Origin of the sequence: Salegentibacter salinarum (assembly GCF_900168115.1) — a bacterium.
Classification (GTDB): Bacteria; Bacteroidota; Bacteroidia; order Flavobacteriales; family Flavobacteriaceae; genus Salegentibacter; species Salegentibacter salinarum.
Map to the genome: position 1 here is coordinate 145,509 of NZ_FUZC01000002.1, position 23,020 is coordinate 168,528.

General features: G+C 36.5%; 22 protein-coding genes and 1 riboswitch. Of the genes, 4 read left to right on the top strand and 18 right to left on the bottom strand.

The features are described 5' to 3' along the window. Positions 1 to 147 precede the first annotated feature (147 nt). Positions 148 to 810 carry a peptide-methionine (S)-S-oxide reductase MsrA gene (gene msrA / locus B5X53_RS03555; RefSeq protein ID WP_079712074.1) on the bottom strand — a complete coding sequence of 221 codons (663 nt, stop codon included), beginning with the start codon at positions 808 to 810 and terminating at the stop codon, positions 148 to 150. A gap of 4 nt (positions 811 to 814) precedes the next feature. Next, complete coding sequence (locus B5X53_RS03560; RefSeq protein ID WP_101023078.1) at positions 815 to 1,414, bottom strand: hypothetical protein; 600 nt, start codon at positions 1,412 to 1,414, stop codon at positions 815 to 817. A 334-nt stretch (positions 1,415 to 1,748) separates the two neighbouring features. Here B5X53_RS03560 and B5X53_RS03565 point away from each other — a divergent pair, with 334 nt between their 5' ends. Next, positions 1,749 to 2,390, top strand: coding sequence for a hypothetical protein (locus tag B5X53_RS03565; RefSeq protein ID WP_079711871.1), 642 nt, complete (start codon positions 1,749 to 1,751; stop codon positions 2,388 to 2,390). A gap of 76 nt (positions 2,391 to 2,466) precedes the next feature. Here the strand turns inward: B5X53_RS03565 and B5X53_RS03570 are convergent, their stop codons facing one another. Together B5X53_RS03570 and B5X53_RS03575 are read right to left on the bottom strand one after the other, a co-directional pair. Continuing rightward, complete coding sequence (locus B5X53_RS03570) at positions 2,467 to 3,246, bottom strand: zinc ribbon domain-containing protein (RefSeq protein WP_079711872.1); 780 nt, start codon at positions 3,244 to 3,246, stop codon at positions 2,467 to 2,469. A 2-nt stretch (positions 3,247 to 3,248) separates the two neighbouring features. Next, positions 3,249 to 4,343 carry a Nif3-like dinuclear metal center hexameric protein gene (locus B5X53_RS03575; protein WP_079711873.1) on the bottom strand — a complete coding sequence of 365 codons (1,095 nt, stop codon included), beginning with the start codon at positions 4,341 to 4,343 and terminating at the stop codon, positions 3,249 to 3,251. A 104-nt stretch (positions 4,344 to 4,447) separates the two neighbouring features. Between B5X53_RS03575 and lpxK the strand changes: the two genes are divergently transcribed. Continuing rightward, positions 4,448 to 5,452 carry a tetraacyldisaccharide 4'-kinase gene (lpxK, locus tag B5X53_RS03580; protein WP_079711874.1) on the top strand — a complete coding sequence of 335 codons (1,005 nt, stop codon included), beginning with the start codon at positions 4,448 to 4,450 and terminating at the stop codon, positions 5,450 to 5,452. Positions 5,453 to 5,559: 107 nt separating this feature from the next. Here the strand turns inward: lpxK and B5X53_RS03585 are convergent, their stop codons facing one another. From B5X53_RS03585 to B5X53_RS03610, 6 genes are all read right to left on the bottom strand, one after another. Next, on the bottom strand, positions 5,560 to 7,785 hold the full coding sequence (locus B5X53_RS03585; protein WP_079711875.1) for a response regulator: 2,226 nt from the start codon (positions 7,783 to 7,785) through the stop codon (positions 5,560 to 5,562). 40 nt (positions 7,786 to 7,825) lie between these two features. Next, positions 7,826 to 8,833 carry a type I glyceraldehyde-3-phosphate dehydrogenase gene (gene gap / locus B5X53_RS03590; protein ID WP_079711876.1) on the bottom strand — a complete coding sequence of 336 codons (1,008 nt, stop codon included), beginning with the start codon at positions 8,831 to 8,833 and terminating at the stop codon, positions 7,826 to 7,828. Positions 8,834 to 8,850: 17 nt separating this feature from the next. After that, the gene (gene lipA / locus B5X53_RS03595; RefSeq protein ID WP_079711877.1) at positions 8,851 to 9,729 is read right to left on the bottom strand and encodes a lipoyl synthase; all 879 of its coding nucleotides are present in this window, start codon (positions 9,727 to 9,729) and stop codon (positions 8,851 to 8,853) included. 73 nt (positions 9,730 to 9,802) lie between these two features. After that, positions 9,803 to 10,375, bottom strand: coding sequence for an RNA polymerase sigma factor (locus tag B5X53_RS03600; RefSeq protein ID WP_079711878.1), 573 nt, complete (start codon positions 10,373 to 10,375; stop codon positions 9,803 to 9,805). Continuing rightward, entirely contained in the window at positions 10,366 to 11,469 is a 1,104-nt protein-coding gene (locus B5X53_RS03605; protein WP_079711879.1) for a glycosyltransferase, read from the bottom strand. Before B5X53_RS03605 ends, B5X53_RS03600 begins: the two co-directional genes overlap by 10 nt. A gap of 5 nt (positions 11,470 to 11,474) precedes the next feature. Then, positions 11,475 to 11,687 carry a membrane or secreted protein gene (locus tag B5X53_RS03610; protein ID WP_079711880.1) on the bottom strand — a complete coding sequence of 71 codons (213 nt, stop codon included), beginning with the start codon at positions 11,685 to 11,687 and terminating at the stop codon, positions 11,475 to 11,477. A 234-nt stretch (positions 11,688 to 11,921) separates the two neighbouring features. Between B5X53_RS03610 and B5X53_RS03615 the strand changes: the two genes are divergently transcribed. Next, positions 11,922 to 12,542 carry a fasciclin domain-containing protein gene (locus B5X53_RS03615; protein ID WP_079711881.1) on the top strand — a complete coding sequence of 207 codons (621 nt, stop codon included), beginning with the start codon at positions 11,922 to 11,924 and terminating at the stop codon, positions 12,540 to 12,542. A gap of 142 nt (positions 12,543 to 12,684) precedes the next feature. Continuing rightward, positions 12,685 to 12,771, bottom strand: a riboswitch (TPP riboswitch). Between the two features lie 98 nt (positions 12,772 to 12,869). Here the strand turns inward: B5X53_RS03615 and murB are convergent. The 3 genes from murB to B5X53_RS03630 form a co-directional block, all read right to left on the bottom strand. Continuing rightward, positions 12,870 to 13,883, bottom strand: a complete 1,014-nt coding sequence (gene murB, locus B5X53_RS03620) for a UDP-N-acetylmuramate dehydrogenase (RefSeq protein ID WP_079711882.1) — start codon at positions 13,881 to 13,883, stop codon at positions 12,870 to 12,872. Between the two features lie 3 nt (positions 13,884 to 13,886). Then, positions 13,887 to 15,077: a pyridoxal phosphate-dependent aminotransferase gene (locus tag B5X53_RS03625; RefSeq protein ID WP_079711883.1), complete on the bottom strand. Its 1,191-nt coding sequence runs from the start codon at positions 15,075 to 15,077 to the stop codon at positions 13,887 to 13,889. A 233-nt stretch (positions 15,078 to 15,310) separates the two neighbouring features. Next, positions 15,311 to 15,700: a DUF1573 domain-containing protein gene (locus tag B5X53_RS03630; RefSeq protein WP_079711884.1), complete on the bottom strand. Its 390-nt coding sequence runs from the start codon at positions 15,698 to 15,700 to the stop codon at positions 15,311 to 15,313. A 135-nt stretch (positions 15,701 to 15,835) separates the two neighbouring features. On the opposite strand from B5X53_RS03630, the gene B5X53_RS03635 reads away from it, so the two are divergent. Beyond that, positions 15,836 to 18,466: a valine--tRNA ligase gene (locus B5X53_RS03635; RefSeq protein ID WP_079712075.1), complete on the top strand. Its 2,631-nt coding sequence runs from the start codon at positions 15,836 to 15,838 to the stop codon at positions 18,464 to 18,466. A 26-nt stretch (positions 18,467 to 18,492) separates the two neighbouring features. On the opposite strand, the gene B5X53_RS03640 is transcribed toward B5X53_RS03635, so the two are convergent. From B5X53_RS03640 to ftsH, 5 genes are all read right to left on the bottom strand, one after another. Continuing rightward, positions 18,493 to 18,786 carry an acyl-CoA-binding protein gene (locus B5X53_RS03640; protein ID WP_232764109.1) on the bottom strand — a complete coding sequence of 98 codons (294 nt, stop codon included), beginning with the start codon at positions 18,784 to 18,786 and terminating at the stop codon, positions 18,493 to 18,495. Further along, positions 18,779 to 19,435 (bottom strand): phosphatidylserine decarboxylase family protein, encoded by a 657-nt coding sequence (locus B5X53_RS03645; protein WP_079711885.1) that lies wholly within the window; start codon positions 19,433 to 19,435, stop codon positions 18,779 to 18,781. Before B5X53_RS03645 ends, B5X53_RS03640 begins: the two co-directional genes overlap by 8 nt. Then, positions 19,425 to 20,228, bottom strand: a complete 804-nt coding sequence (locus tag B5X53_RS03650) for a phosphatidate cytidylyltransferase (protein ID WP_079711886.1) — start codon at positions 20,226 to 20,228, stop codon at positions 19,425 to 19,427. Before B5X53_RS03650 ends, B5X53_RS03645 begins: the two co-directional genes overlap by 11 nt. Before the next feature lie 3 nt (positions 20,229 to 20,231). Continuing rightward, the gene (locus B5X53_RS03655) at positions 20,232 to 20,843 is read right to left on the bottom strand and encodes an LUD domain-containing protein (protein WP_079711887.1); all 612 of its coding nucleotides are present in this window, start codon (positions 20,841 to 20,843) and stop codon (positions 20,232 to 20,234) included. Positions 20,844 to 20,942: 99 nt separating this feature from the next. After that, entirely contained in the window at positions 20,943 to 23,009 is a 2,067-nt protein-coding gene (gene ftsH / locus B5X53_RS03660; protein WP_079711888.1) for an ATP-dependent zinc metalloprotease FtsH, read from the bottom strand. Between the last annotated feature and the right edge of the window lie 11 nt (positions 23,010 to 23,020).

The following is a 23,020-nucleotide window of genomic DNA, read 5'->3' on the forward strand; positions in this document are numbered from 1 at the left end:
AGATTTATAAATATCTTGTGCTTCGAAATTTTTAAGCTGAAAATTAAGTGGTACGTCCTAAAATTTTCTGCCGTAAAAATACATATTCGACCATATTAAATAAAGCCGAATATATTTAAAAAACGTTTAGATAAATTAAAACGAGATTTAATGCGAATTATCTTTTAAAATTTCGGGAAATTTTTCTTTGAAACGATTTAATCTTGGAATAGATACCTTTTGAATATAAGGATTGTTAGGGTTATTCTTTTCGTAATTCTGGTGATAATCTTCAGCTACCCAAAATTTCTGAAAAGGTAAAATTTCAGCAGCAATAGGTTCTTCATAATCCTGAGCTACTTCATTTTTCACCTTGTTTATAATATTTTTTTGCTCCTTGTTTTGGTAAAAAACAATAGAACGATATTGTGAACCAATATCTGGCCCCTGGCCGTTTACCTGGGTTGGATCTTGTGAACCAAAATAAACCTCTACCAAAGTTTCAAAATTTACTACTTCGGGGTTGTAAATAACTTCTACAGCTTCCGCATGACCGGTTTTACCTGTATTGCTGGATTCGTAAGTTGGATTTTTTGTATGCCCTCCGGAATATCCCGAAACAGCTTCCTTTACACCTTCGATACTTTCGTAAACTGCTTCAACACACCAAAAGCATCCGCTGGCAAAGTAGGCTTTTTTATAACCATTTTCTGCCGGTACTACCACAGGATCAGCATTGGCAATTTCGGGTTTGGTAACGGTTTTCTGCTGGGCGTTATTTCCGCAGGAAATTAATAGGAATATAAATGTAGAGAAGAAAAATCGTTTCATTAATTTATTGTTTTTTGTAGGTTCCTTCAAGTGTTTTTTTGCCGTAAATGGCGTAATCTACCGCCAGTACACCATCTATATAAAAACCTTTCCAATCTAATTCCATATTGCCATTTTCTCCCGGCCTTAGCACGGCGATGGGATTATTAGTATCAAAATCTTCCCAGGGAAGATCTTCATTGGTGTTTTTATTAGATGGGCTTACGTAAAATATATTGACCGAATTTCCGGTTTTTGCGTATCTCGCATTTATATACATTTCATCTTCTGAAAGGCATAATTCTGTATTCTTATTCATATCTAATTCTAAACAATAGCAGCTACAATTTGCATCCCTTTCATCTACTTTTACATAAGTAGTGCCGGGCGTTATTTTTGAAGAAGATGTTTCGGTTTCATTATTTTCGCTGTCGGGTGCTTCCAGAGTTTCTTTTTCATTATAATCTGAATTTTCTGAAGTAGACTTTTCAGTATTTTTCTCTGGAGTGTTTTTATTTTCAGTTTGTTCAGTTTCAAAATCAGGTTCGCGTTCCTGATTTTTATCTTCGTTTTTACAGGATACTAACACTAAAATTAGGCAAAGTAGGCTTGCATAATATCTCATAATTAAGGGTTTTAGTTAGTAGAAATAAAGGTAGCTTTAATATAGATTAAAAATGTGAAAAGCTTGTTAATCAATAGAAAACCTCGAATTTCCGGGTCATTTGAGGTGTATAAATCATTATAAAATTTTAAAAGAATAATTTATTAAATGAATTTTATATAAATTAACAAATTTTAATAGATTTACATAATAATCAGGTGTTTGTCGCTATAAATTAATAGCAACTGTTTAAAATTTATAAAAAAGAAAAACAATCTAAGAACTAAGTGAATATCCAGTGCAAATTTGCTGATTTAGAATAAAAAAAAATAACCAATTTAACACCAAAATCGAAATGAAAAAAATTACAAAATCACTTTTAGGTATTTTTTTACTTGCAGTTACCCTACATTCCTGCAGTACAGAATCCGAAGAAAATCCGGCTGCTTCCCAGGAACTGGAACAGGAATTGGCATTAGAAAATGGCGGAGTTCTTAAAATACAATCAGCTACTTATATTTTTAAGAACACCGGTGAAACCGCGAAATTTATTAGCCAGGACAGGGATTTTAATTTTAAATTCGTGAACGAATTATCATTTGAAGCCAATCAACAGAACAAACACGCTGTAGAAGGGCTTAAGATAACCAATCCTGAAACCGAAGAGTATTTAATATTTTCACATTTTGAAGAATTAAAGAATGGTTTCGTAAAATTTGATGCCGAATTAAGTACGGGTGAAGTGCTTAGATCAGTGATGTATAAGACCGGTAATTCTAATGCTTCTTCAAACAAATGGCACGATGAACCGGTTATTGGAGTAACTACTCCGGTTATAGGAGCTATGATAGAATTCTCCCAGGAAGAACAATTAAGGAATTGCAGAGCTGCCTTGCAAGTTTGTGCTAATACCAACGGAGTCCCTACGGTTGCTTTAACTAACGGAAAAGGTTGGTTTACGTCAATTGAATCTTGCGCTTTAGAGTGCCACGATTAAATCAAATTCAGCCAATTATCAACAAATAAAAAAGCCTCCCAATTGAGGCTTTTTTATTGTATTACTTTTCTGCTGATTAAACCTTAGCGAAAAGATTTTGCATTTTTTCCTGTTCTTCTTTTGCAAGTTCTTCGTCTACCAGGATTCTACCGCTATGCTCATCGGTAATAATCTTTTTTCTACCGGCAATTTCCATAATTACCTGTGGCGGGATGGTAAAGTAAGAACCTCCGGACGCACCACGTTCAACGGGTACAATAGCAAGTCCGTTTTTAACGTTGCTTCTAATTCTTTTATAAGCATTTACAAGTCGATCTTCAATATTCTTCTCGAATTCTGCAGATTTCTTGATTAGTGCCTGCTCTTCTTTTTCAGTTTCGGCAAGAATCTCGTTAAGTTCGCTTTTCTTGTGCTCAAGGTGTTTTTTCCTTTCATCAAGGCGCTCTTTAGTTTGCTCGATAACCTCTTTTTTCTGTTCAATTTGAGCGCGGTATTCTTTAATGTGTTTTTCTGCAAGTTCTATTTCCAGTTCCTGGAATTCAACCTCTTTGCTAAGCGCATTAAATTCGCGGTTGTTACGCACGTTTTTTTGCTGCTCAGCATACTTTTTCATGGTCACTTTAGACTCATCAATAAGATTCTTCTTGCTCTTTATATCGTTCTCGATTACCTCAATATCGGCATCCATTTTATCCAAACGCTTGCTCAATCCGGCTACTTCATCCTCCAAATCTTCCACCTCCAGCGGAAGCTCACCGCGTACGTTCCTTATTTCGTCAATTCTGGAATCAACCAGTTGAAGGTCGTACAACGCTCTTAACTTGTCTTCTACAGTAACATCGTTCTTTTTTGCCATAGTTATATATACTTGATTGGATTGGTGTTTGTCTCTGCTAAAATAAGTGCAAAATTACTAATTTTTTTTGTAAGATAAGAATGTAATAAATCTTTTGTGTATTGCTCACTTTCGTAGTGGCCAATATCGGCTAAAATGAAGCTATTATTCCCTTTGTAAAAGTCGTGATATTTTAGATCGGCAGTAAGATAAATATCGGCCCCAGCGGCTTTTGCATTATTAATGGCGAAACCTCCACTACCGCCCAGAACGGCTACTTTTCTAATAGGTTTGCCGCGTAACTCAGAGTGCTTAATACACCCACAATTGAACTCAGTTTTTATGCGTTTTAGAAAACTTTTTTCGTCTTCAGGAGTTTCTAATTCACCAATCATTCCCATTCCCAAATGCTGATTTTCATTCTCTAAAGCGCTTACTTCATAAGCTACTTCTTCATAAAGATGAGAACTAAAAAGTGCGTGGAGCAGCTTTTTTTCAATATCAGAAGGATAAATAAGACTAATTTGTGTCTCTTCTTCCAGGTGAATTTTCCCTCGTTTTCCAATTACGGGATTGGCCTCTTCATTAGGCTTAAAACTGCCTTCTCCTTTTAAGTTAAAGCTGCAATTATCGTAATTTCCAATACTTCCACCACCGGCTTCAAAAAGGGCTTTTCTAACACCTGCTGCCTGCTTATTTGGAACAAATGTGGTAAGTTTTTTTATGCTGCCTTTCCGCGGAATTAAAATCTTCCTTTTTTTAAGTCCTATCTTTTCGCAAATCATATCGTTCACCCCTTTAAACTGATTATCTAAAGCAGTGTGAATAGCATAAATCGCGATATCGTTTTTAATCGCTTTAATTACCGTTTTTTCAACGTAATCTTTCCCGGTAAGTTTTTTTAAGCCTGAAAAAATAATAGGATGAAAGCTAATAATCAGGTTACAGTTTTTCTCAATAGCTTCATCTACCACAGTTTCTAAAGTGTCTAAAGTAATAAGCGCCGCGGTTACAGTCGCATTTTTATCGCCCACCAAAAGACCTACATTATCAAAATCCTCGGCGTAAGTGTGTGGTGCAAATTCTTCAATTATATCTATAACTTCTTTTACAAGCATCTTGTTTTTCGGTTTTTATAAACTTAGCAGGCTGCTTTTTCTTAATTTCGTAGTAGTTGTAATTTTAGCCCAACTTCAAATATAATTATTATAGCCTGCCCTGTATGAAGATTTTACGAAAAATGCTACTTCCCTTTGCTTTATTGTACGGATTTGTAACCTGGAGCAGGAATTTGTTTTATAACTCCGGAATACTGAAATCTAAATCTTATAATGTACCGGTGATTTGCGTGGGAAACCTTAATACGGGAGGAACGGGAAAATCCCCAATGATAGAATATTTGCTGAAACTTTTACTACCTGATTTTAAAGTTGCAACCCTTAGCAGAGGTTATAAACGAACCAGTAAAGGTTATAAATTATTAAACGGAAACGAAACTGCAGCTGAAGTAGGTGATGAGCCACTTCAATTTAAAAGAAAGTTTAAAAATGCACTTATTGCAGTAGATGTTGACAGACAGAATGGAACTGTAAAACTTCAGCAGGAAAGCGCTGAAATTATTTTATTAGACGATGCTTTTCAGCATAGAAAAGTAAAGGCAGGGTTAAATATTTTACTCACTGCTTATGGCGATCTCTATGTAAACGATTTTATGCTGCCCACAGGAAATTTGCGGGAACCAACGTTGGGTGCAGAACGCGCAAAAATAGTAGTTGTCACCAAATGTCCTCCAAATCTTACCAAAGCTGAAATGGAATTGGCTAAAGGAAAACTTAAATTACAGAATTATCAACAACTCTATTTTAGTTTTATAGAATACGACGAAGAAATTTTTTCTGAAGCTACCACAGCTAAATTAAGCAGTTTAAAAGATAAAAAATTCACTCTCATTACTGGAATAGCGAATCCTAAGCCACTCATTAATTATCTGGAAGGAAATGGACTTGATTTTGAACATCTCGCATTTAAAGATCATCATAATTTTACCACTACTGAAATAACCCGGCTACAAAAGGAAACATTGCTTTTAACTACCGAAAAGGATTATGTGCGATTACGAGAGAATTTTAAAGATGGGCAGCTATTTTATTTACCGGTGAAAACTGCTTTTTTAAACAATGAGGAAGCATTTAAACAGAAAATTTTGAGTTTTGTGCATAAAAAATGAGGTGAATTCACACCTCATTTTTTACTTTGGCTAATTCAAACTATATATGTTTTCTCTTCGATATATAATTCAATTAAGCCTGAATTTACAAAGCACGTGTCAAATGATTAAACGGCACTTTCCCTAATAGCTAATTGCCTGTTAATTTTAAGGAAGAACTCTTCAGTTTTATAGGGTTTGGGGATTATGTCACTAAAGCCATTTAAGAAGAATTCATCAAGGTTTTCGTCTAAGGTTACTGCGGTTAGCGCAACTATAGGAATTTCAGGATTAAATTTCCTGATCTCTTTTGTAGCTTCTATACCGCTAATTCCCGGCATATGGATATCCATTAAAATTATATCGAATTCCTTTTCTTTGGTTTTTTCTATCGCGATAGTTCCGTTATCGGCTACCTCACAAGTTACCCCTTGTTTTTCTAAAATCTTCCGGGTAATCATTTGGTTAATCTTATTATCTTCAACAATAAGAATATGTTTTCCTTCTAATTTATCTTCTAAGGGTTCAACTTCAATTCTAGGGCTGTTGTTCAGTTTATTTTCAACTTCTTTCGCTTCAAATTTTAATTGAAATGCAAATTTAGAACCTTTGCCCAGTTCACTATCCAGCTTTATTTCACTACCAAGCAATGTAAGTAAGTTCTTTACAATAGAAAGTCCCAAACCTGTCCCCCCAAATTTTCGGTTAATTTGAGTAGATCCTTGTGTGAAATTCTCAAAAATGGCTTGCTGTTTTTCTTTACTTATGCCTTCGCCATTATCTTTTATTTCAAAATCCAGTAGCACAAAATTCCCTTCACGGCTGTTCATAGAAACATTGATCCATATATCGCCGTCTTCAGTAAATTTTATAGAATTCCCAATAAGATTTATAAGAATCTGGGAAATTTTAAGCGGATCTCCTTTTAATTCCTGCGGAATAGAATCATCGTAATTAAAATGAATTTTAGTATTCTTCTCGTCCGCTGAATTTTTTAGAGCCACTAAAACGTCAGAAATTCGTTTTTTGAGATCAAAAGAAGCTTCCATAATCTCAACTTTGTTGGCTTCTAATTTGTTTAGATCTAAAATATTATTGATAAGCGAAAGCAAATATTCCCCGGAAAATTTAAGCGAATTAAGATGTTCTTTTTGATTTTCGGTAGGGCTTTCCTCCAGTAATAGATGGGTGAGGCCGGTTACCGCATATAAAGGTGTTCTTAACTCGTGGGTAATGGTAGACAGAAATTGCGCTTTTGCCAGCGAAGCTTTTTCAGCGTTTTCCTTGGCTTTTGTTAATTCGGCGTTTTTCTTTTGCAGCAACTCATTAGCGCGTGCTCGCAAATTGTTATTCTTATATAGAGAAAGAGTTAGAAGTGATAAAATTGTAATAAGTGCCACACTTAAAATGGTGGTAAGTTTATTCACCTTTAAATTTCTTTCCTGTTCTGCGTTTTGTAAGCTTAATTCATTTAGGCTACTTTGTAATGCATCTACACCGTACCTGGCATTAACCTGCTCAGCTAGTACTGCATTATTCATAGCAATTATAGAGTCTTTACGGGCAAAACTTTTTTGAAGATATGCTAATGAAGATTCAAAGTCTCCGGTTTCTTCATATAGCTTACTCATTAGTTTATTTGCAGACATAATCATCCCGCCAAAATTTTGAGCATACGCAATGTCTAAAACGCGTTTAATATTTTCTTCGGCTAATTGGTAATTTTTCAAATCTAAATGAGCACGGGCAATATAATAATATAGACGCGAAAGTTCGTAAACTTTATTGGTATCTGAAAGTCTGGTTCTTGCCTGCTGAAGTAGGTTTAATGCCTTTCTCGGTTCATTTTCAGTATTAAGGATTATTATGGCGCGGTTTAAATCTACGATACCAAGATATACCTCATTATCGAGTTTTAAATATATTTCTTCGGCGAGATTCAGGTAGCGATTGGCTCTTGGTTTTTCTAACTGTGCCATCAAGATTTTCGCAAAGTTTACATAACTATACGCCAAACCATTTTGATCGTCAATATCTCTTTGAATAGAAATGGCTCGTTGCAGTTCGGTAATCGCTTTATCAAAATCGTGTCTTAAGTAATAAAGTTTTGCAAGAATGCTGCTGGAAAGCGCAATAGCACGCTTATCGTTTATTGATTTTGAAAGTTCCAGGGAAGAATTTAACTGCGCAATAGCGTTGTCAAAGTCTAACATATTTACCGAAACTTCGGCATCGTTGAGTAATTGTTGAATTCTCTCGTTGGTTATTTGAGAATCTTCGGTTTCATCTTGCTGAATTGCATAAGTGAGCGAGCACCAACATGCGAGGAATAGTATAAGAGTAAAGTTCTTCATTCGGGAAATTCAGCTAAAAGCTTAATTGAGCTAAATATAGTTATTTATCATTAACGATAGAAATTAAATCGACAAGACGACTGGAATACCCGATCTCATTATCATACCAACCTATAATCTTAATTAATTTCCCGCCAATTACCGAAGTCATTAGTGCATCAAAAATACACGAGTGCGGATTGTTGTTAATGTCAATAGACACTATTGGATCTTCGGTATAACTTAAGATACCCTTTAAGGAAGTTTCTGAAGCCTTTTTGAAAATCGTATTTATTTCCTCGATATTGGTTTCTTTACTTACATTAATCGTCATATCGGTTAAAGAACCATTCGGTACGGGAACTCTAATTCCGCAACCTCCAATAACATTGCTAATATCGGGGAAAATGCCGGTTAAGGCTTTTGCTGCTCCTGTAGTTGTAGGAATTATTGATTGTGTTGCTGCCCGGCTTCTTCGTAAGTCGCGGTGCGGTTTATCGTGCAAACTCTGGTCTGAAGTATAAGAATGTATCGTAGTAATATAAGCTTGTTCTACCTTAAAGTTTTCGTGAATAAGCTTTAGCATTGGCGCTGCGTTATTAGTTGTGCAGCTGGCGTTGGAAATTACCTTTTCAGTGCCGTCTAAAATATGCTCATTTACTCCTAAAACCACCATTTTAATCTGGTCGTCTTCCGGGGGAACAGATAAAATTACTTTCTTTGCTCCATTTTCAATATGATGCTGAAGATCTTTATAGGTTTTAAATTTCCCTGTGGCTTCTATTACTGTATCAATGTTGAATTTATTCCAATCAATTTCTTTAGGATGGGCAAAGTTTAAAAGTGGAATCGATTTCCCATTTACCACAATATTATTTCCTTCTGAAGAAATTTCAGCTTGGGAAACACCGTGAATACTATCGTATTTTAATATGTGAGCAAGGGTTTTTGCATCGGCCAGGTCGTTTATTGCAACAACATTGATGCTTTTATTATCGATTAAAAGTCTAAAGAGATTACGCCCAATACGGCCAAAACCGTTTATGGCAACATTGATGCTTTTATTCATTTATTTCAGAAAAAAACTTAGTCGATATGTTTGTGAGCTTTGTAAGAAGAACGTACTAAAGCGCTGCTTTCTACGTGACGAAATCCAAGGTCAAGGCCAATAGCTTCGTATTTCTTAAACTGGTCTGGCGTAATAAATTGCTTTACCGGTAAGTGCTTTTTGCTGGGCTGTAAATACTGGCCAATGGTTACCACATCTACATCTACACTTCTAAGATCGTGCAGGGTTTGGATAACTTCATCTTCCTTTTCCCCAAGGCCAAGCATAATTCCGGATTTGGTTCGGTTAATCCCCTGTTGTTTTAAGTAACGAAGCACTTCAAGACTACGATCGTACTTAGCCTGGATTCTAACTTCACGGGTTAGCCTCTTCACGGTTTCCATATTATGGGAAACAACTTCTGGCATAACTTCAACAATTCGGTCTATATTGCGCTCATTTCCCTGGAAATCAGGAACAAGTGTTTCTAAAGTTGTTTCAGGATTCATTCGGCGAATGGCCTTTACCGTTTCCGCCCAAATAATAGATCCCATATCTTTAAGATCGTCTCGGTCTACACTTGTTACCACGGCGTGCTTAATGCCCATAATTTTAATAGAACGAGCTACTTTTTCTGGCTCATCCCAGTCAACCGTTTCAGGTCGGCCGGTTTTTACGCCACAAAATCCGCAGGAACGGGTACAAACATTACCCAAAATCATAAAAGTAGCGGTGCCTTCGCTCCAACATTCACCCATATTAGGGCAACTACCCGAGGTGCAAATGGTATGCAAATCATATTTGTCTACCAGACTGCGAAGTTCGGTGTATTTTTTTCCGGTTGGAAGTTTTACCCTTAACCATTTTGGTTTGGCTTTCGGCTTTTCTTTAACTGGGCTTATAGTGTCTGTACTCATAGCAAAAATCTAGGTTTCAAAGATACAATAATCTATCGAACTGCATAAATTAGACTGTTAAGTCAGCGATAACTTAAACTGATTTTCTGGCTTCAATAATTTCAGCAAGTAACTTTTTAGCTCTCAGTAGTTTAACTTTTACATTGTTCATTGGTTCATCCAGGCTTTGGGCGATTTCTTTATAAGATTTTTCCTGAAAATACCTAAGATTGATCACTTCCTGATAATGTGGCTTCAATTGTTTAATATCGGTAAGCAGTTGCGCCAAATGCTGCTCGCTAATTAATTTATCTTCAATAGAGGGCGTTTCATCAGCAATGCGATAAACTTTATCATTTTCATCTGAAGTTGTTCGAGACCGGATAGAAGATTTTTGCTTCCGAAGCATATCTACGTGAATATTCTTTGAGATGGCAATAAGCCAGGTGCTAAAAGAATAATCTTCATCAAAAGTGTGAATTTTATTAAAAGCCTTGGAAAAAGTTTGAATGGTAATATCTTCAGATTCGTAGGCGTTTCCGGTTTTTTTAAGCTGAAATCCGTAAACGTTATCCCAAAATGTATCAAGCAAATAATTAAAAGCCGACTGACTCCCTTTTTTGGCAGCTTTAATTTTGGTAAGTAGCAATTCGTGATTTATTTCCAATGCGTAGGTTTTGAAACGCTGTTTGCTATAAATATGCCAAATTGGGTAAATATTAAAAATACTTCTAAAAACGGAAATAACCAAACTACATCTGTCTCCTGAAGTTTTTGTGCCGATTTAGCATAAACCACCGCCTGTACCATGAATATAAATCCCGCAACTCCTAAAACTAGTTCCCACTGAAATTGAATTATTAATAATGCAGCCAATAGGATCCAGAAAAAGAATCGGGAGGCATAAAAAAGGCCCAATAAAACTTTGTCCTTTGTTTTGTAAAATCCGGCTACTGAAGCGTGCCTTCTTTTTTGTTGAAACCAGGATTTTAGATCAGTTTTTGGGACACTTCTCGTGCTGGCTTCGGGGTGATGACAAATAAAAGTGTTGTCTTCGTTGCCTCCTTCATTTACAAAAAGATCATCGTCACCGGAGCGTAGGTGCAGATGATTGGCAAATCCTTTTTGCTCATAAAACTGCCTGGAGGTATAAGCGAGATTTCTGCCCACACCCATATACGGATTTCCTAATTTTGCATAAGAAAAATATTGAATAGCGGTAAGCAAAGTTTCAAAACGAATCAGTTTGTTGAGTAATGACTTGCTGTTTTTAAAATAACCACCGTAGCCTAAAACAATTGCTTTTTCTTCCTGAAAGCCGGCAGCCATATGAGAGATCCAGTTTCGGCTTTGCGGAGCACAATCAGCGTCAGTGAAAATTAAATATGGATTTTTTGCTTTTTTAATCCCAAGGGTAAGAGCATACTTTTTATTGGCCCAAAAAGCTTCATTATTTTGAACATCCACCAACTTCACCCTGCCATCTAAAGCCTGAAAATTTTCAATAACTTCTAAAGTTTCATCTTGAGAAGCATCATTGATAACAATTACTTCAAAATCGGGATAATCCTGATCCAGAATAGGAGGGAGGAAGTTTTTAAGGTTTTCGGCTTCATTTTTTGCACAGACTATAACCGAAACCGGCAGATTTAACTTACCGGGATTTTTAGTTTTATCATTTGCAAATGCGAAAAAAGCCAGGTAATAGGCCAGGATAATTAAGGAAAATAATAAGAAAAACCCCAGTAAAAGTGTTGCCATTTAGTCTAATTAGCCGCTTTCTTTTCTTCTCCAGAGCAATCAGACATTTCATCGGGCAATTTTCCGCAGAAACTGCAGGCTTCGCCATCTTTATTTAAAAAAGGACTTTGGCTTGCGCAGGTTCCTGCAAATTTACCGTCTTTCTTACCCCATATTTTTATGGCAATTCCGGCAAAAGCCAGTCCTAAAAGTACTATTGTTATTAAAAATAATTGCATAGCTGTATTTTTTCTAAAACCTCCTTTTTAAAAGCAGGTCTTTATTTTAATAATTCCCCTAAAATCATCGGGCATATTACTACTGCAAAAATAACAATAAAATGACGTTTGGGAAAATTAGAGCGCATATTAGTATAAGCTTTACATACTTTAACTAAAATTTAATCGTAAAACCCTCAAAATGTCGGGATTAGGGAATAAATTAGTTCGATTAAACTACTAAAAACTACATTTATGAAAACTAAGATTTTAATAACTCTTCTGGCAGCTTTAGCTTTCAGTTTTACTTCTTGTGAAGATACTAAGAAGAAAGAAGAAGAAAATGCTAAAATGGAGCAGCAGGAAGCCGAGCGCCAGGCTGAAATGGCTGCTGAAGAAGAGCGTATGGAAATGGAATCTAACAGTATTGCGGCTAAAGCAATGGAGACAGATTCTTTAAGTACTCTGGTTAGTGCACTACAAAATGCTGATTTAGCCGATACTTTTACTGAAGATGAAGGTCCTTATACGGTTTTTGCACCTACAAATAGTGCTTTTGAAAAAGTTGACCAGGCTACTATGGACGAATTGATGAAGAGTGAAAACAAGGACCAGTTGGCCACCGTCTTAAAATATCACGTTGTAGATGATGAAATCACTGCTTCAGATTTAAGCCAAATGATTGAAGATGGAGAGGGCGAAGCAAGCTTTTCTACTATGGATGGTGCAGAACTTAAAGTGATGATGGAAGGTGACAATATTGTTCTACAGGACGAAAATGGAAATAAAGCTACTATTATCGCTACAGATATTGAAGCCTCTAATGGAATGGTTCACCTTATAGACGGTGTGGTAATGAGGAAAAAAGATTCTTAGTTAAGAATAGATTAATAGATTGATTTCAAGTAAATCTGCCGGTAATATTTATCGGTGGATTTTTTTTTGAAACTGTTTTAAAAAGAAAAGCTTCATTTTCTTTGAGGAAAATGAAGCTCTCTCTAAAAAAGACAATAAAGTCCTTTTTAGATTCAATATTTCCTACGCTGGCATTAACCAGATCAGGTTTTACGGGTATATCTCAGCCAAAGCACCCCGATATTGATATTATAAATATAGGATTATTTTGAATCCCAAACTGCTAATTTTAAGCTAAATAAAAGAAGATTTTTGTAGGCGGAACGTTAAATGTTTTCCAACAGGAATTTAAAATACATTAACCTCGGGTTCAAGTTTTATCTTGTATTTTTTATAAATTTTATCTTGAATTTCTTTAGAAAGGGCCAAAATTTCTTCTCCTGTGGCGTTTCCATAATTTACCAAAACAAGCGCCTGGTTTTTATGAACACCCGCATCTCCCTGCCGATAACCTTTTAACCCAGCCTGGTCTATTAACCAACCAGCAGGAATTTTTATATTATTTGCCTGCAAGGCATAAAAAGGTATTTCAGGAAATTTTTTTTGAAGATTTTTAAATTCAGATTCCTTAATAACCGGATTTTTAAAAAAGCTACCGCTGTTTCCTAATTCCCTGGGATCGGGTAATTTTTGCTGCCTAATACTTATTACCGCATCAGAAACATCTTTAATGCCAGGTTTTTTGATCTGGTTTTTATCCAGTTCAGCCTGGATGGCGCCATACTCGGTACTTAATTGATGGTCTTTTTTATTCAGTCTAAAATTTACCGAAGTGATAATATATTCCCCTTTCAGCTTATTTTTAAATACAGAGTTGCGATAATCAAATTCGCATTGTTCCCGGCTAAAAGTTTTAATTTCAAGCGTTTGTATTCGCATAGCCTCGCAAGATTCAAAAGTATCTTTGAGTTCCACCCCGTATGCGCCGATATTTTGAACAGGAGCGGTGCCAACATTTCCGGGGATTAGCGATAGGTTTTCTAATCCGCCATAATCCTTTTCTATGCAATAAAGCACAAATTGATGCCAGTTTTCACCGGCACCAACTTTTAAAATTACTTCATCCCGGCTTTCAGAAATAAGTTCAATTCCTTTTATGCCAATATGAATAACAGTTTTGTCTATATTTTGCGTGAGCAGCATATTGCTGCCACCGCCAAGTACAAAAATTTCAGAAGCATAGGTTTGCTGTAAAACATCACGTAATTCTTCAGTAGAATGTACCGAAACGAATTTCCTGGCATTTACATCTACTCCAAAAGTATTGTGTTCTTTCAGCGAAAAATTTTCAGCAACCTGCATAGCCTATTTGTTATATTCTTCCAGGGCTATTTTAAGAATTTCTATGGCTTTTTCCAGGTTTTCTTTCTTTAAAACATAAGCAATTCGCACCTGGTTCATTCCGGTATTTGGTGTAGAGTAGAAGCCGTTAGCAGGTGCTACCATTACGGTTTCTCCGTTATGCTGAAAATCTTCCAGCAACCACTGTGCAAATTTATCCGCGTTTTCAATAGGCAATTCTGCAATGCAATAAAATGCACCTTTTGGTTTTGCTACTTTTACTCCGGGGATTTTTTCTAGACCTTCTATTAAAAGATTTCTTCGCTCAGTATATTCCTTATTTACTTCTTCAAAATATTGGTCTGGCGTATCCAGTGCAGCTTCAGCAGCAATTTGAGCAAAAGTAGGCGGGCTTAACCTTGCCTGTGCGAATTTCATGGCGGCCGCCATTACTTCCTTATTCTTTGTAACCAGGCAGCCTATTCTGGCACCACACATACTATAACGTTTAGAAACAGAATCTACCATGATAGCGTTTTGCTCCAGGTCGGGAATACTCATAATTGAATGGTGTTTTACGCCATCGTAAGCGAATTCGCGGTAAACTTCATCTGCAACAATAAACAGGTCGTGTTTTATTGCTAAATCTGCAAGCTGTTGAATTTCCTCACGTGTATAAAGGTAACCGGTTGGATTTCCAGGATTACAAATTAAAATTGCCTTAGTTTTATCGGTAATTAAATTTTCAAATTCTGAAATTGCAGGAAGTGAAAAATTATCATCAATAGATCCTTTGATAGGAATAATTTGAACTCCTGAAGCGGTAGCAAATCCGTTATAATTCGCATAAAAAGGTTCAGGAATAATTACTTCATCTCCGGGATCGGTAATACTTCCCATGGCAAATAACAAAGCTTCTGAACCTCCGGTGGTAATAATAATATCTTCAGCATCTACCGGGATATCATTCTTACGGTAATATTTAGCTAATTTGGTTCGGTAAGATTCAAAACCTGCAGAATGACTGTAAGAAAGAACATCTATATTGTTATTCTTAACAGCATCCAGAGCTGCTTTAGGTGTTTCAATATCCGGTTGTCCAATATTTAACTGATAGATTATTTTTCCTTTTTTTATAGCTGCTTCAGCAAAAGGAACTAATTTTCTTATCGGAGATTCGGGCATATTGCGCCCTTTGTTTGAAATACTTGGCATGAGATTGTTTTTAATACTGTGCAAAAATGCGAAATTCCTGTAAGATTCTATGCCTATTTTTCGTTATAATTGGCCTAAACTAAATTTGCATTTTTAAGTTGAATTGTACATTTCTAAGCGTAAAAAAACCGTTTGAAATATATTTTATGAACGCCATCCTGTCCTATAGTTTCGGGACAACTTGACGGAAATAAACCTTTCAAACGGCCTTTTCTAATTCTTCATCTTAAAAATTAACGGCTGCTATCGTCTTCGATAACTCTACCTTTAATTTTAAGCGATTTTGTAGCTTCTTCGGCATTAGAATAAACGGTAACCGTTTTTCTAATTGGACCCACAAGTTTGGTGTTATATTTTACCTGAATTTCACCGGTTTCTCCCGGTTGTATTGGTTCTTCCGGCTTTTTAGGGATGGTACACCCGCAACTTGAAGTTACATTAGCAATAACCAGGGGAGCGTTACCGGTATTGGTAAACTCAAAAACCCTTACGCCGTCACTTCCCTTCTTTATTTCGCCATAATCAATAGTTTCACTCTTGAATTCTATTTTGGCTGTTTCCTGTGCCATTGCAGTACCTAAACCGGCAACAACAAAAATGGCAATAGCGATTAACTTTTTCATAATTTCTGGTTTTTAATAAACGAAAGGTAAAGATAAGCTGAAATGATGTACACTCAAAATTTTAATCAAATCAACTTCTTTTATAATCCTTCAGTTATAATTACTTTTGCTTTATTTTTCAAAAACCAGACCAATATGGCAATTGCTTCCCAATACGATTCAAAAAAAGTAGAAGATAAATGGTATAACTACTGGATGGAAAACAAGTTTTTTCATTCAGAAGTAGACGAGAGAGAACCTTACACCATTGTGATACCGCCACCAAACGTGACCGGGGTTTTGCATATGGGTCATATGCTGAATAATACCATTCAGGATGTTTTAGTGAGACGCGCCAGGTTAAAAGGTTTCAATGCCTGCTGGGTACCGGGAACAGATCACGCTTCTATTGCAACTGAAGCAAAAGTGGTAGCAAAATTAAAGGCTGAAGGAATTGATAAAAACGATCTTAGCCGTGAGGAATTTCTACAACACGCCTGGGACTGGACACATAAGCACGGCGGGATAATCCTGGAACAATTAAAAAAGTTGGGCGCTTCCTGCGACTGGGACCGCACCAAGTTTACGATGGATGATAATATGTCAGCTTCGGTAATTAAGGTTTTTGTTGATCTATATGAAAAAGGCCTTATTTACCGTGGGTACCGAATGGTAAATTGGGATCCGGTGGCAAAAACTACACTTTCTGATGAAGAAGTAATTCACCTGGAAAAACAAGGAAATCTTTATTACCTGAATTATAAGGTAGAAGGAACCGAAGATGTTTTAACCATTGCAACTACGCGACCCGAAACAATCCTGGGAGATACCGCGATTTGTATTAATCCAAATGACGAGCGTTTTACACACTTAAAAGGTAAAAAAGCGATAGTGCCAATTTGCAATCGAGTTATACCAATTATAGAAGATGAATATGTAGATGTAGAATTTGGTACCGGTTGTTTAAAAGTTACTCCCGCACACGACGAGAACGATAAAATGCTGGGCGATAAGCACAATCTTGAGGTAATAGATATTCTTAACGATGATGCCAGCCTTAATGCTTACGGGATGCATTACGAAGGTAAAGACAGGTTCCAGGCAAGAATAGAAATTGTTGAAGAATTAAAAGAAATGGGTGTGCTAACCAAAGTTGAGGAGCATACCAATAAAGTGGGAACCAGTGAGCGGACCGGTGCGGTGATAGAACCAAAGCTAAGCGATCAGTGGTTTTTGAAAATGAAAGATATGGCCAAACCGGCAATTGATGCCGTGGTTGGAGACGAAATTAATCTTGTTCCCGATAAATTTTTGAATACTTACAAGCACTGGATGGAAAATGTGCGTGACTGGAATATCTCACGCCAGCTTTTATGGGGGCAGCAGATTCCCGCTTATTTCTACGGAAGCGGAAAAGAGGATTTTGTAGTTGCTGAAACTTCTGAAGAAGCTTTGGAAAAAGCCAGAAAAAAATCAGGAAATGCAAGTTTAAAAGCTGAAGAATTAATTCAGGATAAAGATGCCTTGGATACATGGTTTTCGTCCTGGTTATGGCCAATGAGCGTTTTCAACGGAATCCTGGAACCTGAAAATGAAGAAATCAATTATTACTATCCTACCAACGATCTTGTAACTGCTCCTGAAATCTTATTTTTCTGGGTTGCACGTATGATTATGGCGGGCTATGAATATAGAGGCGAAAGACCTTTTAGAAATGTTTACTTAACCGGAATAGTTCGTGATAAACAACGAAGAAAAATGTCTAAATCGCTTGGGAATTCTCCAGATCCGCTTGGGTTAATTGAACAATATGGTGCTGATGGGGTTCGTGTGGGTATGTTATTGAGCTCTCCCGCCGGAAACGATTTGATGTTTGAAGAAGATCTTTGTAAGCAGGGTAGTGCCTTTTCAAATAAAATATGGAACGCTTTCAGGCTGGTTAAAGGTTGGGAAATTTCCGAAGAAAAAGAGCAGGACGAAACTTCAAAAATCGCGTTAGATTGGTACACTGCAAGATTTAGAAAAACTCTGGCTGAAATTGAAGATCATTACTCGAAATACCGAATGAGTGATGCTTTAATGAGTACTTATAAACTAATTTGGGACGATTACTGCTCGTGGTTCCTGGAAATGGTGAAACCCCCTTACGGGCAGCCTATTGATGCTAAAACTTATAAAGCAGTAATTGAAATATTGGAGGATAATTTAAAAATTCTTCACCCGTTTATGCCTTTTGTAACCGAAGAGATCTGGCAGGAAATTACCGAAAGAACTCCTTCAGAAGCTTTGATAATAGCAAAATGGCCGGAACTTAAGGAATTCAATGACGAGATAATTAGTGAGTTTGGTTTGGCTTCAGAAGTTATTGCCGGAATCAGAAAAATTAGGAAAGAGAAAAATATTTCATTTAAAAATACCATAGATCTTATGGTGATGAACAATGAAAATGTTTCAGAATTATTTGATCCTGTGATCTTAAAAATGGGAAATATTAATGAATTCGGTTATGTAGACAAGCAGGTGGAAGGTGCGCTTTCTTTCCGAGTAAAATCTAATGAATATTTTATTCCTATTGCAGGCTCTATAGATGTGGAAGCTGAAGTTAAAAAGCTGGAAGAAGAATTAAAGTACAATCAAGGCTTTTTGAATTCCGTGGAAAAGAAACTTTCTAATGAGCGTTTTGTAAATAACGCCCCGGAAAAAGTGGTTGCTATAGAAAAAGCGAAAAAGGCAGATGCTGAAGCTAAAATTGAAGCGATTAAAGCCAGCTTAAAAAGTTTAAAATAAAATTAAGGGAGATTTTGGCGAGGTAGCTATGGGGTTACTTCGCCAATATGTTCTTCTACAAGTTCTACATATTTTTCGCGAGCTTCCTGCTTGCTTAAATTTTTCACCTGTAATAAAGCGTTTATTTTAAAAGCATTTCTAAGATCTCCTTCGTTAGTAGGGGGAATGTAGAATCCGTTTACCTGGGTGGCTTTCTTGTAATAGGCGTAAAAGTGAAGCATAACATCTGGCGCAAATTTTTGATTGGTTTTGCTGGCCATGTCATAGGCTTTTAGAAATTTTTCATCTGTTGTTTCAGGCATAACGTACTGCTTATTCATCAATTTTGGCTATAACACTTAGCCCACCTTTTACCTTCTGGTTAAGTTTCACCGAAATTGGTGTATTTAAAGGTAAAAATACATCTACCCTGGAACCGAATTTTATAAATCCGCTATCGCTACCTTGAATTACTTCATTGCCAACTTCAGCATAGTTTACAATTCTTTTTGCCATTGCACCGGCAATTTGCCTGTATAAAACTTCCCCGGCCTTTTCATTTGCAACCACAACTGTTGTTCTTTCGTTCTCCTCACTGGATTTTGGGTGCCAGGCAACCAAAAATTTTCCAGGATGGTATTTGCTGTATTTTACTTTTCCGCCAATAGGATGTCTTGTTACGTGCACATTTATGGGCGACATAAAAATAGAAACCTGCAAGCGTTTGTCTTTAAAGTATTCTTTTTCTTCTACTTCTTCTATGGCTACTACTTTGCCGTCTACCGGGGCAACTACGTGTGCATCGTTTAAAACTGTATTCCGTTTAGGATTTCTAAAGAATTGAATAATTAGAAAAAACAGTATTATGGTGGCTACCAGGATAGCAAATTTTATCCAGTATGTATTTATTAACGAATACGATACCACGTTTATTGTAATAAGCAGCAAAGCTGCCCACCCCATAATTTTGTAACCTTCTTTATGAAACATAATCTAGAATATATAGATAAGCATATACAAATGGACTCGAAAAAATAATACTGTCTAACCTGTCAAACAAGCCACCGTGTCCTGGCATTAAGGTACCGCTGTCTTTTACACCGGCCTGCCGTTTAAATTTTGATTGAATAAGATCTCCAAGTGTTCCAAAAACACTAAGTATAATAGCCATTCCCAACCAAATAGGGAAGGTGAGGAACTGGGTGTAATAAAAAATAAAAAAACTGGCTACACCGCTAAAAATCACTCCGCCCAGGAAACCTTCTACAGTTTTATTGGGAGAAATACGTTCGAAGAGTTTTCTACTTCCAAAATTCTTACCAACAATATAAGCAAATGTATCATTAGTCCAAATCAGGATAAAAATCCCTACTACCAGTTTGGGAATAAAAACGCCTTCTATGGTAGGAATAAGGGTTAGAAAAATTACCGAAGAAATTAGGTAGAAGATTATAATAATGTACTTTTTCTTTTCAAAAACTGGTATTTTTCTCACTACCAGTAAATCTTTTACCAAAAATAAGTTTACAAATATGGTAATGAAAAGCAGCAGGATAGTAGCATCCTGATTAAATTTTAAATAGCTGAAAAGATAAAAAAGTAAGGCCTGTACAGCGTAAAGTGCATAACTTTTTAAATGCAGAAGCTTTTGCATTTCAACAAGACAAACGAGCCCTAAGAGGTAAAATAAGCTGATAAAAATTAATTCTGAAGAAAGTATAGAAGCCACCAATATGGATACGTACAACAATCCTGAAATAGTTCTAATAATAGCTTCCCTCATGTGTTATAAATCTTCCAGCAGGAGCAAATATAGGTTTTTTGTGCTACTTCCATAGCTCATAAAATCTCCTTCTTTTTGCGTTTCAAAATTTTTGATGGTAGTAATATTAGAAGGAATTCGCTGTTTGTTTCTAAATTTAATGCCGCGAAGGCCTTCGCCAATAGTATCTATTAACTGGCTTGTAGAAGAAATAATAACAAAATTATCGGGTAAATCGTTGAGTTTGCATTCTTTAATCTGGTTAGAAGAAATAAGGATAGATCCGTCGTTTGCTACCAGGTATTCACAGGTAGAAAGAAAGAACGGAGCCGTACCAGACCTGGTAAAATTAAGGTTGAAACCTTTAAATTTATCCTGAAGATTGGGATCAAGGCAAAAACATTCCTTTTCATACCAATCGTTTTCAAGTAAAATATTATCAAAGGCCTCCTGCATTTCTTTAGTGTCTTCACAATAGAGAAATTTTCCACCGTTATTTTTAAAATTGAGCATAAAACGCTCGTCGGTAGGCAGTTTTACCTCTGGCATGTATTTTCCCCGCTCAGCTTTTTCAGGAGAGTCCTGTTTTTTGTCTGATTTAGATTTAGGGTTAAGAAATCTTCTAAATAGACTCATAGAGTTTTGGGTGTGGTTCTCAACGTCATTTTAACCAAAGGTAAAAAATCTTAATTTAACACTTAGGCAAATTAAGATTTTTTAAACCGTGGTTGTGAACTATTTATTAACTGAATTATCTTCAGTTATCGTGTTCTCTTCAGAATCACTTCCGGGGGCAGGATTTTGTTCTTTTGTTTCAGCAGCTTTTTCTTGAATTTTAGGAGTTTCTTTCTTTCCTAAAACTTCAGTTTTTTCCTGATCTTTATCATAAGGTCTTTTTCCGAAGATAGTTTCCAAATCGTCTTTAAAAATAACCTCTTTATCAAGGAGAATATCGGCTAACTGTCCCAGTTTATCTTTGTGCTCGGTAAGTAAATCTATAGCACGCTTATACTGAGTCTCAATTAAATTTGAAATTTCTTTATCAATAAGCTCAGATGTACTTTCACTATAAGGTTTGGTGAAATTATATTCACTCTGGCCGGAAGAATCGTAATAAGTAAGGTTACCAACTTTATCATTCAACCCATAAATAGTAACCATGGCTTTAGCTTGTTTGGTCACTTTTTCAAGATCACTTAAGGCTCCGGTTGAAATCTTATCAAAAACCACTTTCTCTGCTGCACGGCCACCTAGGGCAGCACACATTTCATCCAGCATTTGCTCTGGTCTTACAATAAGTCGCTCTTCAGGCAAATACCAGGCAGCACCAAGTGATTGTCCACGAGGAACAATAGTTACTTTAACCAGCGGTGCAGCGTGCTCTAACATCCAGCTTACAGTCGCGTGACCGGCTTCGTGGTAGGCAATTGCTTTTTTCTCGTCTGGAGTAATAATTTTGTTCTTTTTCTCAAGTCCGCCAACAATACGGTCTACGGCATCAAGGAAATCCTGTTTTCCTACTGCTTTATTACCTTTACGAGCGGCAATAAGTGCAGCTTCGTTACAAACATTGGCAATATCTGCTCCCGAGAATCCGGGGGTTTGTTTTGCTAAAAATTCAGTATCAAGTTCCTCGGCTACTTTTTTAAGTGGCTTGAGGTGAACTTCAAAAATTTCTTTTCTTTCATTTAAGTCGGGAAGATCAACATAAATCTGTCGGTCAAACCTTCCGGCACGCATTAGTGCTTTATCCAGTACATCGGCACGGTTGGTCGCGGCAACAACTATAACGTTAGTGTTGGTTCCAAAACCATCCATTTCTGTTAATAACTGGTTTAAGGTATTTTCACGTTCATCGTTAGAACCTGAGAAATTACTTTTTCCTCGGGCACGGCCAATGGCATCAATTTCATCAATAAAGATAATTGAAGGTGATTTCTCTTTGGCTTGCTTAAATAAGTCACGAACCCTGGAAGCACCAACTCCTACAAACATCTCTACGAAATCTGATCCGGAAAGAGAGAAAAAAGGTACTTTGGCTTCTCCGGCAACGGCTTTAGCCAGTAAGGTTTTACCGGTTCCAGGAGGGCCTACAAGTAAGGCTCCTTTAGGAATTTTACCACCTAAGGAAGTATATTTATCGGGATGTTTAAGGAAATCTACAATCTCCTGAACTTCTTCTTTTGCGCCTTCCAAACCGGCAACATCTTTAAAAGAAGTTTTTACATCAGTATTCTGGTCAAATAATTTCGCTTTTGATTTTCCAATATTGAAAATTTGGCCTCCTGCACCACCACCGGCACCTGAGCTCATTTTTTTCATTATAAAAATCCAAACTCCAATAATCAGGATAAACGGTAATAATGCCCAGAAAATCTCACTCATTACGTTACTTTGCGTATCGTAAACCACAGTGGTATCCAGGTTATTTTCAGCCTTTATTTCCTTGATATCGTCTTCAAGGTTTTGTAAATCACCAAACTCAAAACTATAGGCCGGGGTTTCGCCACCGGTGTTAAAAAGCTCGGGATCGTTGGCTTGTTTATGAATGTCTTTTTGCGCTGCATCTTCTGTAAGGTAAACTTTAGCCTGTTTGCGGTTTACAATCTCTACCTTTTTTACGTCACCGTCTCGAAGATACGTTAGAAATTCAGCCGGATTGGTTTGAGCTGGTTCACTAAAACCGCCTCCACTAAAGAAATTAATTCCTATAAATATAATGATTATAGCGGCATAGATCCAGTAAGCATTAAATTTAGGCTTCTTGGGATCTGTATTTTTTTTGGGTTGCTGTTTCGCCATTCTTGGTAATT